Origin of the sequence: Yersinia sp. 2542 StPb PI (genome assembly GCF_048593855.1) — a bacterium.
Taxonomy (GTDB): Bacteria; Pseudomonadota; Gammaproteobacteria; order Enterobacterales; family Enterobacteriaceae; genus Yersinia; species Yersinia enterocolitica_E.
In genome coordinates this window covers 1-14877 of the sequence record NZ_JAZGQA010000015.1, presented here as the reverse complement: position 1 = coordinate 14877, position 14877 = coordinate 1, and the positions used below count along the sequence as shown (strand labels likewise).

Genomic DNA, 14877 nt, shown 5'->3' with positions numbered 1-14877 from the left:
GGGGGGCCAATTGAGCGAAAACGGGCACTACCGCCGTTTAATGTCGCGAAGAGGGCGTAACATCGACGCCCTTATTTAGGAAAGTGAGAAAACCGATAAGGTAAATACGGCGAAAATCACCGGGCAAAAGATAGCGCTTGCCCTTGCCATCCAGTGGTACGCAGGAATTGTTCCCAGGTTAAACTGGCCGGATTTACTTGTCGGCTCCAAAGCAGATCTCGCTCTTTACGGAAGTAACCGTACTCTACCGTATACTCAGCCATACCGATTACTTCATCCACTAATCCCCCAATGCTGGAAAATGTGGGGAAGTGTTGACACAGCTCCTCACGTGTAAACGCCGAGCTGTAGCGGGCTTTTTTCCCCGTCACACGGCTAAATGTTTCAACCATCTCTTTGGGTGAAATGATCTCCCCGATAACAGGCAAAGATTGGCCCGCGTACAGGTCCTTATCATCAAAAATCGCTAACACCGCTGGGCCGGTCGCTGTCAATGGGTCGACAAAAGGTGCGCAAAAATCTTCAGGTAGATAGAGAGGAAAGACTAAAGTATCTCCTTCCATTCGTGGCTGATAGAACTCAAGCAGATTAGTGTAAAAAAACGCCATGTAGATAAATGAACTGGTGACGGGCAGTGTACGAATGTAGCTCTCAACCCGGCTCTTATCAGTAAAGTGTGGCACCCACTTTTTCCCTTCGGTAATCTTTTCTACGTTTTCCAGACTAGAGAATACAATATGTTTTACCCCCGCTTCGACGGCGGCATCTGCTATTTGTTTACCTAACGCTGTTTCGTGTGTTTCCGCGTGGCTCGCCTGCGGCGTGATAGCGGGCGTCATTAGAAACGCGCCATATGCCCCTTTAAATGCTTGAACAAACGTCTCTTTATGGCCCAATTCTAGCGGTACTGCCATGAGTTCTGCCCCCTGAAGCGCCAGCTCTTGCGCTTCTGGGGAATCTACCCGCCGCGTTAACGCGCGTACTCGGTAGCGCTGACTCTCTAGTAGCGTGCGCACCACACTACGCCCTTGTTTACTCAATGCTCCCACAACTGTGATGAGTGGTTTGCTATTCGATAACATCAACTGTCTCCTGATAATCCCTACAACATGAACTTGCATTATGATGACGGCTGAGGGATAAGAGAAATCGATTGTTTTATATTAAGGAATCCACCAAATGGATACCACACGGATAGATCTAAACCTGTTGGTCACCCTGGAAGCTTTGCTTGCTGAACAGAATGTAACCAAGGCCGCAGCGCGACTTAATCTCAGCCAGCCCGCAGTTAGTGCGCAACTGAATCGCTTGAGAGAGGTATTTGACGACCCTTTGCTGGTTCCTGCGCGACGGGGGATGACGCCGACTGCAAAAGCGCTGGAGTTACTTACTCCGCTGCGTGCGTCTTTAGACCAACTGCGCCGCACGCTGCAATCGCACAAGGATTTTTATCCCGAGCGGGCTCAACTGACGGTCACCATTGCGGGTACTGACTACATACAGGCTGCGGTCGTCATGCCGCTGGTTTTGGCCTTACGGCAAAGATCACCGGGGGTCCGTATTGCCGTTCGTCACTATAATCCGAGCCAGTTGGAACAACAGTTGGCCAGTGGCGAAGTTGATATAGCGGTTATTACACAAGGTGCCTATCATGCGCGTCTAAGAGCACGCCATTTGTTCGATGAAACTTATGTACTCATCGGGCGGAAAGACCACCCGGGGCTTAGAGACAAGTTAACAATGGAAGATTTTACCCAACTAGAGCATGTCATTGTTTCACCTTCCGGGGGCAGCTTCACCACACCAATAGACGATGCTCTGGCGGCATTCGGATTTCAACGTAATGTTGTTATGTCGGCAGCGTCATTCCTTTTTGTTCCTGAGATAGTCGCCACTAGCGACCTTGTGGCTTTAATTCCACGACGATTGTGGCAAGTGCAGGGGCAATCGGATCGATTCACGATGGTTGAGGTTGGCTGGCTTGCGGAGCAATTTGATGTCAGCTTAGTTTGGCATGAGCGCAGTCATAGTCATGCTGGCCATGGTTGGATCCGAGATTTGATGGTTGAACTGAGTGGTCACAAGGATGAGTGCGCTAATTAGCAGTGTGTTTTAGCCGCAGGCTCGTTATGAGAATATTGATCACAAAATGATATAAATGCGAATCAATCGCATAAAGGTAACAGCAAATGTGCCATGATAGTGTCATGTCGCCAGTGAGACTGGTATGACATACCTCAACCGTTCAGTTCTACATGCTAAGGAGACCGTGATGGCGACCACCCGCAGTGAAAAAGACTCTATGGGGCCTATCGATGTACCAGCAAATCAATTATGGGGCGCACAAACCCAGCGTTCACTGGAACATTTCCGTATCTCGCAAGAAAAAATGCCGACGGCACTGATCCATGCTCTGGCACTGACCAAACGGGCAGCGGCGCAGGTCAACATGGATTTAGGGCTACTACCAGCCGAACGGGCAAAGGCCATCATGCGTGCCGCAGATGAAGTTCTGGAAGAGTGTCATCCGAGTGAGTTTCCACTGTCTATCTGGCAAACCGGGTCTGGTACCCAGACCAACATGAATATGAATGAGGTTTTGGCGAACCGTGCCAGTGAGCTGTTAGGCGGCGAGCGCGGAAACAATCGGTTAGTGCATCCTAATGATGATGTGAATAAAAGCCAAAGTTCAAATGATGTCTTCCCAACGGCGATGCATGTTGCTGCGGTTATCGGGTTGCGGCAACATCTGTTACCGGAACTCAAAACATTGCAGGAGACACTGGCACACAAAGCGTACGCCTTTCGCGATATTGTGAAGATTGGCAGGACGCATTTGCAAGATGCTACGCCATTGACCTTAGGGCAGGAGATCTCGGGCTGGGTGGCGATGCTATCTCACAGCGTGCAGCATATTGAAGCGACCATTCCTCATCTGTGTGAGTTGGCGTTAGGGGGGACGGCGGTAGGAACCGGGCTGAATACGCATCCAGAATATGCCGTGCGAGTAGCCAAAGAGATTGCGGCGCTTACCCATCAACCATTTATCACTGCGCCTAATAAGTTTGAGTCATTAGCGGCTTGTGATGCATTAGTTCATGGTCATGGGGCTTTAAAAGGACTTGCGGCTTCATTGATGAAAATTGCCAACGATGTGCGCTGGTTGTCCTCCGGCCCTCGCTGCGGCATTGGTGAAATCGCGATTCCTGAGAATGAACCGGGCAGTTCAATCATGCCTGGCAAAGTGAATCCGACACAGTGTGAAGCCATGACGATGTTATGCGCACAGGTTATGGGTAACGACGTGGCCATCAATATTGGTGGAGCATCCGGTAATTTTGAATTGAACGTCTTCCGCCCGTTGGTGATTCATAACTTCCTGCAATCAATTCGTTTGCTGGCCGATGGTATGCGCGGTTTTAATGAACATTGCGCGGTGGGTATTGAGCCAAATCGTGACCGTATAACGCAGTTACTGAATGAGTCTTTGATGTTAGTTACCGCGTTGAATACCCATATTGGTTATGACAAAGCTGCCGAGATTGCGAAAAAGGCCCATAAAGAAGGGCTTACACTCAAAGCTGCCGCCTTGAAATTAGGCTATCTGACCGGGGAGCAGTTTGATGAATGGGTCAAACCGGAGGATATGGTTGGTAGTATGAAGTAACCACCGGCCAAGCAAACAATTAACGCCGGTCCTTATGACTGGCGTTTTTTACGGATAAAAACCCGGTGTTATCAACCGTCAAACTCAGCTCTCCGTTTTTTTGGCTATTTATGTGATGTGTATGTGCTTGAAGAGTACCAGGGATTAGGTCTAGCAAAGTGGCTGGTCGAATGCAGTAAGGCTCATCCGGTTACAACCAGCCTTAGACGGATTATGCTCGTTACGGACACTGCCGCTTTCCTTTATAAAAAGACTGGTTTTCAGGCGATCAATCGTCACGACTTTGTATGGCAGATAAACCGTCCAGATATCTATCTTAAATAATGTATATGAATTCGTTATGGTTATTGCCCGCACCGGAATTGTTCTTGGCAACGCATTATTTATTCAACGTCGATATACAGATGCAACCTTGGCACCAGTAACCGCAGAGGTTTGGCATCCGGCTTATATTTATGCTTAATTTGGTTGATATCGTAGTCTATTAACTCACCTAACTTAGGCAATTCCGCCGCTGATTGTGCCTGGCAAAAAGCAATTAACGGCATAGGGCAGGGGTGTTGCACTTGCTTTTGTTGTTCCTGATACCAAACTCGCGCGATAGGCTGCACTTTTACTGGCCGCTTAATCTTCAGACGGGTATTTTCAGGTAACCGTTTTACATCATTAATTTCCAAGCTAATTAATTCCATCCACTGTTCGCGGCTAAAAGGCGGCACCGCGCGCCCGGCATTAAGGCTTTTATTCAGTTGAACCAAGATCTCTTCACGGGTGACATTCTTAATTATATGTTTGTTGGCCCAGCCGAAACGCACAGAACTAGGATTGATAAGTGGAGTAATGGTGCGGTAAGTATTTAAGGTAATCAGACCATGCAAATGGGTATGTACAAATTCGAAACGTTGCTCACTTGGTAAGCCAGATTCGACGGTAATGATATGTTCCAACTCACTTTTCAACTGATTAATCTGAGCAATAGTATTTTCACATTCCCCCAGTTGCTTATCACTCACGGTGAAACACAGTACCCCGGGTAAGCGCAGGGCAGCTTTACTGCTCGCATTTTGCCCCTGATGATGAATAAACAACCGCTGGTAATGTTGTAACCCCAGTTCTTTTGCTTCATTACCGACTTTTGCGGTAACGCTGATTTTCTCAATAGGTTGATGTTCGGTACCTTTTTCAATTTCAGGCAGCGAAAATACACGGGCTGCGAGTAGGGGAAGCGCATTAAGTTGCTGGTGGAGATAATCTAATGCAATTTCCAGTGCAGCAAAACTGCCATTCATTCGTTCAATCAAATCATACTTGGCCATTATCTTTTCCAATCAAGCTAATTTTAGTTACAACATACATTATGTTATATCAGTAAAAACAGCACCATGAAAGCCTATTGTTAACATTAATAAAGGGGGTATCTATACGTAATGGTAAAAGATTCAATAGCGCGATTTTTCGGGGTGGATTTACTGCTGGGTTAATACCTATTATCTTGAGTGTCAATTTTACGCCACTTTAAAGCAGATGATCATGTTAATTAAAAAGATAGATCAGACCACACTATCCGGGTGGATAAAACTGCGTACCCAGCTCTGGCCCAATCATGGTAGTGACGCGCACCATCGCGATGGTGAAAACATAATTTTTTGTTCCGATAAGCTAATTTCATTTGTTGCTATCGCTGATTCCGGGCATATAGTCGGATTTGCCGATGCTTCACTGCGGCATGATTATGTTAATGGCTGCGATAATACACCGGTAGTTTTTCTTGAAGGAATATTCGTTACTGAGACATATCGAAGAAAGGGAATTGCTGCACAATTAGTTACTGCTGTACAAACTTGGGGCCGAGTAAACGGTTGCTGCGAATTAGCGTCCGATACTGCTATTGATAATATTGCTTCACAGAAAATGCATCAGTCTTTAGGTTTCCAAGAAACGGAACGCGTGGTGTTTTTTAAAAAATCAATATCAGATCTTAGCTAGAGAGTGGGGCATTAATATAATACCCCACACCGATAATCAGGTTAGGTGCGCCAAGACAATTTTAGTGGCCGATGCTAATACATCCCGCCGTGATTCGGCATCTTTCTTAAGCTGCGTAAAGTAAACCACTAATACCAGTGGCGCACCTTTCGCGGGCCATAACACCGCGACGTCATTTGTCGTACCATAATCACCACTGCCGGTTTTGTCCCCGACAATCCAATCGGTAGGGACGCCCGCACGAATACTGGCCCCACCGGTAGTATTGCCCTTAAGCCATTGTGTGAGTTGTTCCCGCTGTGGGGTTGCAAGCGCATCACCTAATACCAGTTTGTTTACACTGGCTGCCATAGCCGCAGGTGTTGTGGTATCTCGAGGATCATTTGGCAAGGCAGTATTTAACTCAGGTTCCCAACGATCCAGCCTGAATGTCTGATCACCAATACTACGGGCAAACTGGTTAACCGCCTCGAGTCCACCCAGCTGTTTGATTAACAAATTGGCTGCGGTGTTATCACTATACTGAATGGTCGCTGCACACAGGTCTGCAACTGTCATACCTTGTGCTAAATGTTTGCGCGTAATCGGTGCATAATCGAGTAAGTCACTTTCACGATAAATAATGTGTTTACTGAGTAGATTTGGCTGAGATTGACTATGACCCAACACTGCGGCGGCCAACATTAATTTGAAGGTACTACAGAATGGAAAGCGCTGGCCGCCACGATAGTGAACTTTGGTGCCTTTGTCGGTATTGATTAACGCCAGCCCTAAACGGCCATTTGACGATTTTTCAAGTTCAGCGAGTTGATTATCTAATGACATTTTCGCCCCAGCCGCCCAGGATGGTAGTGTAAAATTGAGCAATGGCACGGTGAGACCGGCTAATAATAGCGAACGCCGCAACGGTGAATGTTTCATTCCTGAATCTCGCAAGTGGGAAGAAAAATTTGCCTCTAAACACATGGCGCAGATAGGCAATTGTTAAGAATTTTCATCAGGCAGTTTACAGTAAGTTATATCAAATAGGGGAAGGGAACAAATTTAAACAATGCCGCAGGTCGCAATAAACAAGGCTAAATGTCGTTCAAAGTGACATATAGCCTTGTTGGGTGCAGGTAGCTCAAATATTAAGCCAATGCTTTAGCTTTCAATTGCTGGTATTCGCTTTCAGTTATCGTGCCTTCATCCAATAATTTCTTGGCATCAGAAATCTGTTCTGCTGGTGATTTCCCCGCAACCTGGCGGATATAATCATTGGTATCAGATACCGATTTCTGTACCGTAGCGCGATAACGCTGCGCCATGCCTTTCCCTCGGGTAATGAGATACAAAAGAGACGTGAGGAGCGGGATGAAAAGCAGAAATACAATCCAGATTGCTTTATAAAAACCGCCTAACTCATGATCACGGAAGAGGTCAGAAATGACTTGAAATAGAATCAGTAAGTAAGCAATAAAGAAGAAAATTGAAAACGTTGTTACCAGTATGTCCCAAAGCGTAAGAAAGTGACTTGCCATATGTTCTCCTGAAAAAATAAATTAAGGAAATATTTTTCGTAAAATCCCTAAATACGTTAGATACTTAATTTACACGCTAACTAGCAGTAATCTTGTATTAAGTTTCATATTAATAATAGATACATAGGCGACAGGACGTCAAATTATAGTTTGGCGTCCAATAGATCTTATCTCGATAATTAAAGATTAAATTCGTGCGGCTTCTGGCAATTTACGTAATCGCTGCCCGACATACAGTGCTAGCAGTAGCAGCGTCGCAATAAACCCCACCACCCCAGTCCAGCCTAAATTAAGCCAGAAGATGCCCCCCAATGTTCCCGCTACGCTAGAACCGGCATAATAGCAAAATAAGTAGAGTGATGAGGCTTGAGCTTTAGCACGACGAGCGCGGCGCCCAATCCAACTACTGGCAACCGAGTGAGCAGCAAAGAAACCGGCTGTAAATATCATCATGCCGAAAAGAATCGTAATCACAGGGGGAAAACTGGTAATAATAACACCGGCCAGCATCATACCTATTGCGGCTAATAATACCGGCCCACGACCATATCGGCTGGTGAGCGAACCTGCTTTCGGTGAACTATAAGAACCCGTCAGATACACTATCGATAATAATCCCACCACGGCTTGACTCATATAATAAGGCTGAGCCAATAAGCGGTATCCAATGTAATTAAATAAGGTGACAAAGCTGCCCATGATCAAAAAACCTTCGGCAAACAGCAGTGGTAAGCCTGGGTCACGCCAGTGCAGCTTGAAATTGATAACCAATGTTCTAGGGCGTAACGACGTTGGGCGGAAATGTTTAGACGGCGGGAGAATTCGCCAAAACATGCAAGCGGCGGCTAAAGCAAACAACCCAATAACCGCCAGTGCAATACGCCAGGAAAAGAAGTCACTCAACACCCCGGTCACCAGGCGGCCACTCATCCCTCCGATGGAGTTGCCGCTGATATACAAGCCCATGGAGAGTGCGACAAAACTTGGATGAATCTCCTCACTGAGGTAGGTCATGGCCACAGCAGCAACGCCGCTTAAGGACAGACCAATCAATGCCCGCATCAACAAAATCCCTTGCCAGCTGGTCATAAAGGCACAAATTAAAGTACAGATAGCCGCCAGCATTAGCGCAACGACCATGACCGACTTACGTCCAATGGCATCGGAAAGTGGGCCGGTAAACATCAGGCCAAACGCTAACATGCCGGTGGCAGCTGAAAGCGATAAGCTGCTGCCCGCAGGTGAGATATTAAAGTCTTGAGATAACAGTGGCAGGATGGGTTGTACACAATAGAGCAGGGCGAATGTAGCTAATCCTGCTGAAAAGAAAGCCAGTGTCACACGGATAAATTCTGGTGTACCACGTTGAATATATGGCCGTTTAGTTAAACGTGTAACCTCGGGAAGCGGAACTAACGAAGTTGCATCATCATGTGCTGCGGATGTCGGCGCTACGGTGGTCGTAGTGCGCAAAGAGGTGGTCACGGTATTTCCTTATCAATAACCCAATTAAAGACTGTCTGTTTCGATTTAGCCACTTAATGAGAAGAGCATAGAAATAGCTGAGTTTTTTGTCTAATATATTAATTATTAGAAATGAGACTTTAAACATATCAATGAGGCGCAATGAGTATTGAACTCAGACATTTACGTTATTTCATTGCCGTAGCAGAAGAATTGCACTTTGGTAGGGCGGCAGAGCGCTTGCGCATTTCTCAGCCACCACTCAGCCAGCAAATTCAGAGTTTGGAAGAGCAAATTGGTGCCCGACTCTTGGCGCGTAACAACCGTAATGTCAGCCTGACCCAAGCCGGCACCTTGTTTTTAAAGGAGTCTTACCAAATTTTAGCCCAAGTGCATTCGGCAGCGGAAAAAGCGGGGCGTTTACATCGCGGAGAATCCGGCGAACTGACTATCGGTTTTACTTCATCGGCACCTTTTATTAGCACGGTATCTAAAAATTTACAGGCATTCCGGCAACTGCATCCTCAAGTGCATATCAAAATGCGGGAAGTTAACAGTAGACAGCAAATTGAACCTTTACTGGATGGGCGGCTTGATCTTGGCGTAATGCGCAATACACGATTGCCGGAGGCACTGCAATATCGTCTGTTGTTACGTGAACCTTTGGTTGCCGTTGTCCACGAAAAAAGCCCCTTAGCGGCCTTACCTGCGGGGAGTGTTAAATTTAGCTCACTGGCAGAACAACCCTTTGTTTTCTTTTCGCGTGAAGTGGGTACCGCCCTGTATGATGAAATCCTCGCACTATTAACCCGCGCGGGTATCACGCCTTATATTACGCAAGAAGTAGGAGAGGCGATGACCATCGTCGGTTTGGTGTCCTCTGGTTTGGGCGTGTCGATACTGCCTGCCTCATTTACCCGAGTAAAAGTGGATGGGGTGAAATATTTACCTTTGGCTGAACCTGATGCCACCACCGAAGTGTGGTTGGTTAATCATAAACATCGGCCAGTAACCGCCCCAGCAGAAGCGTTGATTCGCTTGATGGTTAAGGATACTCAAGCGACGCCCGCCAACTGACTCGGTATAAATAACCAGCAGTAACCCGTAGAAAACCGGTGATTATGTGCAGTAAATCACATAACTAATCAAATAGTTGACGCCATATACTAAAAGCCCCAACATAGCCGATAATCTTTATTTAGAAGCGCGAAAAATACTCGGTTGGCAGAGAAGGAGCCGGTTCAGTGATAACGGATGGACAGCCTGGGCACATTGATCAAATCAAGCAGACCAATGCAGGAGCCGTTTATCGGCTGATTGATTTGTTCGGCCCAATATCCCGTATTGAACTGTCTAAACGGGCGCAACTGGCCCCGGCCAGTATCACGAAGATTGTGCGGGAACTGGTTGAGGCTCATCTGGTAAAAGAGACCGAATATCAAGATATTGGCAGCCGTGGACGCCCTGCTATTGGTTTAGTTCTTGATACCGAAGCTTGGCATTATGTCTCTGGGCGTATCAGTCGCGGTTCGATTACTCTCGCCTTGCGTGACCTCAGCAGTAAACTGGTAGTTGAGGATCAAATTCCGTTACCGGATAGTCATCCTGAACCGCTACTTAATCGTATTCTCAATGAAGTTGATCAATTCTTTATTCGGCATCAAGACAAGCTTGAGCGGTTAACTGCGATTGCGATTACTATGCCTGGCATCATTGATGCCCCGGCGGGTATTGTGCATAAAATGCCGTTTTATGATGTTGATGAGATGCTGCTTGGCCCAGCACTGGAACAGCGCACGGGATTACCTGTCTATCTACAACACGATATTTGTGCCTGGACGATGGCCGAAGCACTGTATGGTGCTTCACGTGGCTGTCAGAATGTCATCCAGGTGGTGATTGATCATAACGTCGGTGCTGGTGTTATCACTGCCGGAAGGGTATTGCACGCAGGTAGTCGTAGCGTAGTGGAGATTGGTCATACTCAGGTGGATCCCTACGGCAAGCGCTGTTATTGCGGTAATCATGGCTGCCTTGAGACAGTTGCCAGTATCGAGAATATGTTGGAAATTGCCCAGCAACGATTAAATGGTTCAATGAGTTCGCTATTACACAGTTCTCCACTGAATGTTGAATCTTTATGTGATGCGGCGCTGGCGGGCGATCAGTTAGCTAAAGATATTATTCTGGGCGTTGGCCACAGTGTTGGCCGAATTATTGCCATTATGGTCAATTTATTTAACCCGGAAAAAATTCTGGTCGGTTCCCCATTAAATAAAGCCGCATCTATTCTACATCCGGCAATTGCGTCATGTATTCGTCAACAAGCACTACCTGCTTACAGTGAGAATATTCTGGTTGAACCAACAGCATTTTTTAATCAGGGCACAATGCCAGGAGCTGCATTAGTAAAAGAAGCGTTATATAACGGTTCATTATTGGTGAAGTTGCTGCAAGGGTAAGGTATTAACACTAATAATTATGGGTTAATTATTAGTGGGTATGTACGATGTATTCCTCCTATTATTTGGTGTTATCCGTTAAAAACCTCTCTCAGTTCGGCAAAACCTTGCGCTAACGCAAGCTGTCTGTTGTCGGCATCGCCTAGACTTTTATCCATGTTGCCAATTTCGCTAATGTTAGGCGGAAAGACTTGAGTCTAAGTGGCCAGATTGCGGAGTATTGTTATGTTAACGCGTGTATTTGTGACGGGTACCGACACTGCTGTCGGTAAAACCGTGGTGTCACGGGCCTTACTTCAGGCCTTAAGCCAAAATGGCAGAACAGCGGTAGGCTATAAGCCGGTAGCGACAGAAAGTAAAGAGACACCTGAAGGGTTGCGTAATCAGGATGCGCTTATTTTGCAGGCTTCATCCTCTATAAAGCTGGATTATCAGGAAGTTAATCCATTCCCGCTGCAAGGGGATGTTATCCATGCCTGCACGGATACGCTGATTAATTACGGTGCAATGACCGAAGGATTACAACGTTTATCCGCCAAAGCCGATACGGTTGTGGTCGAAGGTTGTGGTGGCTGGAAAGTTATGATGAATGACCAGCGTTTCTATTCTGATTGGGTGATACAGGAACAATTGCCGGTTATTTTAGTCGTCGGAATTAAATTAGGTTGCATCAATCATGCATTATTAACAGCACAAGCCATTATCAACGATGGATTACCCTTATTGGGATGGGTCGCAAATCGAATTAATCCCGGATTAGCTCATTACGCCGAAACAATTGCTATGCTACGCGAACGGTTACCTGCGCCACAATTAGGGCAATTACCTTATCTTCCTCATCCAGAAGAGAAGCCGCTGGCGAAATATTTAGATTTGACGGCGATCGGCTGATCACCTATTTATCCCTTTGGGCTGATTAAATTAATAGTGGCTATCCGCTATTGCATTAGTTGCCTATTTTAGCGTGAATGATATACCGAAATCGGACGCAACCATCGGGCTATTGTTGTTGAAATAACACAGGATAATAGTAATCCTGGGAGTAGGGTGTATTCGCCCGTCATTTCGCAAACCATTAATGCCGCCATGATAGGGGCATGAGTGGTCGCAGCCAATAGCGTCGCCATACCGGTTAGTGCCATCAACAACGCAATATTGTCACCAAGAGCTGGCCACCAGGCAAACATCTGCCCACATAACATGCCCAACGCGGCCCCAACAAACAGGGTCGGGGTGAATACCCCGCCCGGAGCACCTGAACCGCTACTGGCTAATACGGCCAATAATTTGCATATCAATATACCGGCAATCAATAAAACCCCTGGCGGAGCTGTCAACAGTGACTGCACCACACTGTAGCCATTGCCCCAGACCTCAGGGAAAATCAGCGATAATAGCCCGACAATTATCCCCCCCAGCGCAAGCTGTAATGGGGGAGAAAGATTCAGCGAGCGGAAAGCATCTCCACTGGCGGCCATACCTTTTAAAAACAAGGGGCCACAGAAGCCAGCCAGCAAGCCTAATAGTGCCATCAGTAAATAGTGTATTGGCCACGGTGATGGTAGCGCTTGCACTTGATAAAGGGTTTCCTGGCCACCGTGCAGCAGGTTGGTAGTGAGCAATGCACTGACGGCTGCGATCACTACTGGCCCAAGTGAGGCCAGCATCAACGTACCAAACAGAATTTCTGCAATAAATAGACTGCCCGCCAGCGGCGCATGATAGGCGCTGGCCATCCCGGCGGCGGCACCACAGGCAACCCAAAGCTTCCATTCGTTAGGTTTGGCATAGCGCTGAGCAAAAACGGACGCAAACAAAGCGGCCAACAGCACCATTGCCCCTTCGCGACCAATCGCACTGCCACTGGAAACCACGAGTAATGAAGCGAGGGACTTAACCAGACTGGCGGAAACACCTAACCGGCCATCACCAATCTCGATGGCCTCCATATAATCAGTTGGCGCACTGGGCTTTTGTTTTTGGTAACGCTGGTATCCCCATAAAAGAGCACCGGCGGCCAAACCACCTAATGCGGGGGTTAATGCGCGTCGCCAGCCAGTAATAGAAGAGGCAGCGGCTACCAGACTGCCATCAGTTCGGGCAAATAACAGCCACTCCAAGCCCAACATTGCTTGATGGAATAACCAAACAATCAAGGCTGCCATCATACCCAGCATGATCGAAATCAGTAGTCGACGCAGCATGGCGCGATAGTAATACAGGTGGGCAGGCCGTTTCATGCAACGCTACTGACTGACATAGTGAGGTAAACCCCATACTTTGGTGATTGATAGGTAAGTTGACGGAGAGTGTGTTACTTGTCATCGATTGTTACTTGCTACCAAATGAATGACCAGTAAAAATTGAGAAATGCAGAAATAAATTATTGATAAAACAAAAGGGTGCACCGAAAGGCACACCCAGACCGGTGACGGCGAAATTACTCGCTGTCGGTTATGCGGGTATAAACAATTTTCTGGCTGTCATTTTCGCAATGTCCAACCACCTGACCGCCAGTTTGCTGAGCTTGATCATTAGGAACGATATCCAGTTTAAAGCCGGATTCAGGCACCCCATTATTGATAATCTTCTGCGTGATATCTGCTTTCACACTTTCACAAGATGCCAGAGCAGCCAAAGGGGCCAGCGATAACAACAATGTACTGATAATAAGCGTTTTTTTCATCATAAAATCCTTATGTGGATGAATAGCTTGCCTAACATATTGATTCTTAAGCCGTGCCTAAAGGATAGTCCAGATTCTCATAACCTCAAGTAAATCTGAGCCATAGCCACCCATTACGGATTAATCTGGCGACCTGATAGCCGATCCAGGCAGCGCTGCGTGTTAGGCTCCCAATAGGCGTTCAAATTTTCACTGCGGTCGCAGTTGTCTTTCGCATCTTCAGCCCGATCAAACTTATCAAAGTTCTTTTCAACCCGGGTGTTAACTTTATTGCGCAGGCGATGAGTATCATCCCATTGCTGTTGGCTTTGGCGAGCCTGTTCTTTGGACATCGAATCATTACTACCACCAACAGAAACACAAGTGCTGCCTTGGGTGCAATTGGTCGCCTGTGCCAGGGCCGGTGTTTGCCAGGCAAGCATAACCAAAGCTAGCGGTAGAAACGCACGAGTCAGGCGTGGCAGGCTAGTTATTTTCATCGTCTTAAGTCCTTTATTAGTCGGTGATGTTAAATCATCATGTGGTTTACTGGCACGCTATCAGCGGATAAAAAATTATATCATTGCTTTCGGTATATAAACCAGTCAGCGACAGGTTTGTCGGGAATATGTAGAGTAACCTAATGTTAATTTTAAACATTTGCATTGCTGGCAATATCAAGAGATCTGAACATGTTAAAGACGTCGTTACTGTTTTTTGTTACCGCACTGGCTGAGATAATTGGCTGTTTCTTGCCCTATTTGTGGTTACGTAAAGGAGGCCCTCTCTGGTTATTACTGCCCGCGGCGGCCAGTCTGGCAATGTTTGTCTGGTTATTGACACTGCATCCCGCAGCCAGTGGGCGTGTTTATGCGGCATACGGTGGGGTTTATGTCGCGACAGCGCTAATTTGGTTACGGGTAGTGGATGGCGTGAAACTTTCACTGTTCGATTGGGTCGGTGCGGGGGTCGCTCTGACTGGGATGCTGATTATTGTCGCGGGCTGGCGAGTAAATTAAGGGCGGGGCAGTGATGGCCCCCTCGTTTTCTTTATTGTACTCAATGTGATTATGATGATATTAATTAAAACTAATACGCAGTCATTGATATTAT

General features: G+C 46.8%; 15 protein-coding genes and 1 pseudogene. 8 read left to right on the top strand and 8 right to left on the bottom strand.

Going from position 1 to position 14877, the window contains the following annotated elements; all coding sequences use genetic code 11:
• Window positions 1-116 precede the first annotated feature (116 nt).
• The gene (locus V1952_RS03815; protein ID WP_083158858.1) at window positions 117-1082 is read right to left on the bottom strand and encodes an NmrA/HSCARG family protein; all 966 of its coding nucleotides are present in this window, start codon (window positions 1080-1082) and stop codon (window positions 117-119) included.
• Between the two features lie 97 nt (window positions 1083-1179).
• On the opposite strand from V1952_RS03815, the gene V1952_RS03810 reads away from it, so the two are divergent.
• From V1952_RS03810 to V1952_RS03800, 3 genes and pseudogenes are all read left to right on the top strand, one after another.
• Window positions 1180-2103 carry a LysR family transcriptional regulator gene (locus tag V1952_RS03810; RefSeq protein ID WP_372559015.1) on the top strand — a complete coding sequence of 308 codons (924 nt, stop codon included), beginning with the start codon at window positions 1180-1182 and terminating at the stop codon, window positions 2101-2103.
• A gap of 169 nt (window positions 2104-2272) precedes the next feature.
• Window positions 2273-3667 carry a class II fumarate hydratase gene (gene fumC / locus V1952_RS03805; RefSeq protein WP_420074330.1) on the top strand — a complete coding sequence of 465 codons (1395 nt, stop codon included), beginning with the start codon at window positions 2273-2275 and terminating at the stop codon, window positions 3665-3667.
• A gap of 99 nt (window positions 3668-3766) precedes the next feature.
• Window positions 3767-3991, top strand: a pseudogene (locus tag V1952_RS03800) (GNAT family N-acetyltransferase); the annotation flags it as partial.
• 59 nt (window positions 3992-4050) lie between these two features.
• Here the strand turns inward: V1952_RS03800 and tus are convergent.
• Window positions 4051-4983 (bottom strand): DNA replication terminus site-binding protein, encoded by a 933-nt coding sequence (gene tus, locus V1952_RS03795; RefSeq protein ID WP_372559017.1) that lies wholly within the window; start codon window positions 4981-4983, stop codon window positions 4051-4053.
• Window positions 4984-5197: 214 nt separating this feature from the next.
• Between tus and aac(6') the strand changes: the two genes are divergently transcribed.
• The gene (gene aac(6'), locus V1952_RS03790; protein WP_420074329.1) at window positions 5198-5653 is read left to right on the top strand and encodes an aminoglycoside 6'-N-acetyltransferase; all 456 of its coding nucleotides are present in this window, start codon (window positions 5198-5200) and stop codon (window positions 5651-5653) included.
• A 36-nt stretch (window positions 5654-5689) separates the two neighbouring features.
• On the opposite strand, the gene bla is transcribed toward aac(6'), so the two are convergent.
• The 3 genes from bla to V1952_RS03775 form a co-directional block, all read right to left on the bottom strand.
• Entirely contained in the window at window positions 5690-6574 is an 885-nt protein-coding gene (bla, locus tag V1952_RS03785; RefSeq protein ID WP_372559019.1) for a class A beta-lactamase, read from the bottom strand.
• 209 nt (window positions 6575-6783) lie between these two features.
• A complete protein-coding gene (locus V1952_RS03780; protein ID WP_083158851.1) occupies window positions 6784-7173 on the bottom strand; it encodes an SHOCT domain-containing protein in 390 nt (129 codons plus the stop codon).
• A gap of 186 nt (window positions 7174-7359) precedes the next feature.
• Window positions 7360-8658: an MFS transporter gene (locus V1952_RS03775; protein WP_372559020.1), complete on the bottom strand. Its 1299-nt coding sequence runs from the start codon at window positions 8656-8658 to the stop codon at window positions 7360-7362.
• Between the two features lie 141 nt (window positions 8659-8799).
• Here V1952_RS03775 and V1952_RS03770 point away from each other — a divergent pair, with 141 nt between their 5' ends.
• The 3 genes from V1952_RS03770 (at window position 8800) to bioD (ending at window position 11990) form a co-directional block, all read left to right on the top strand.
• Window positions 8800-9714, top strand: coding sequence for a LysR substrate-binding domain-containing protein (locus V1952_RS03770; RefSeq protein WP_420071101.1), 915 nt, complete (start codon window positions 8800-8802; stop codon window positions 9712-9714).
• A gap of 167 nt (window positions 9715-9881) precedes the next feature.
• Window positions 9882-11099: an ROK family transcriptional regulator Mlc gene (gene mlc, locus V1952_RS03765; RefSeq protein WP_083158848.1), complete on the top strand. Its 1218-nt coding sequence runs from the start codon at window positions 9882-9884 to the stop codon at window positions 11097-11099.
• Between the two features lie 225 nt (window positions 11100-11324).
• A complete protein-coding gene (gene bioD / locus V1952_RS03760) occupies window positions 11325-11990 on the top strand; it encodes a dethiobiotin synthase (RefSeq protein WP_372559022.1) in 666 nt (221 codons plus the stop codon).
• 68 nt (window positions 11991-12058) lie between these two features.
• Here bioD and clcB read toward each other — a convergent pair whose 3' ends face one another.
• The 3 genes from clcB to V1952_RS03745 form a co-directional block, all read right to left on the bottom strand.
• Window positions 12059-13339: a voltage-gated ClC-type chloride channel ClcB gene (clcB, locus tag V1952_RS03755; protein ID WP_420074328.1), complete on the bottom strand. Its 1281-nt coding sequence runs from the start codon at window positions 13337-13339 to the stop codon at window positions 12059-12061.
• 200 nt (window positions 13340-13539) lie between these two features.
• Window positions 13540-13785: a DUF1161 domain-containing protein gene (locus V1952_RS03750; RefSeq protein ID WP_372559024.1), complete on the bottom strand. Its 246-nt coding sequence runs from the start codon at window positions 13783-13785 to the stop codon at window positions 13540-13542.
• A 113-nt stretch (window positions 13786-13898) separates the two neighbouring features.
• On the bottom strand, window positions 13899-14264 hold the full coding sequence (locus V1952_RS03745) for a DUF1283 family protein (protein ID WP_083158844.1): 366 nt from the start codon (window positions 14262-14264) through the stop codon (window positions 13899-13901).
• Window positions 14265-14456: 192 nt separating this feature from the next.
• Between V1952_RS03745 and V1952_RS03740 the strand changes: the two genes are divergently transcribed.
• Window positions 14457-14783 (top strand): YnfA family protein, encoded by a 327-nt coding sequence (locus tag V1952_RS03740; protein WP_372559025.1) that lies wholly within the window; start codon window positions 14457-14459, stop codon window positions 14781-14783.
• Window positions 14784-14877: the final 94 nt, after the last annotated feature.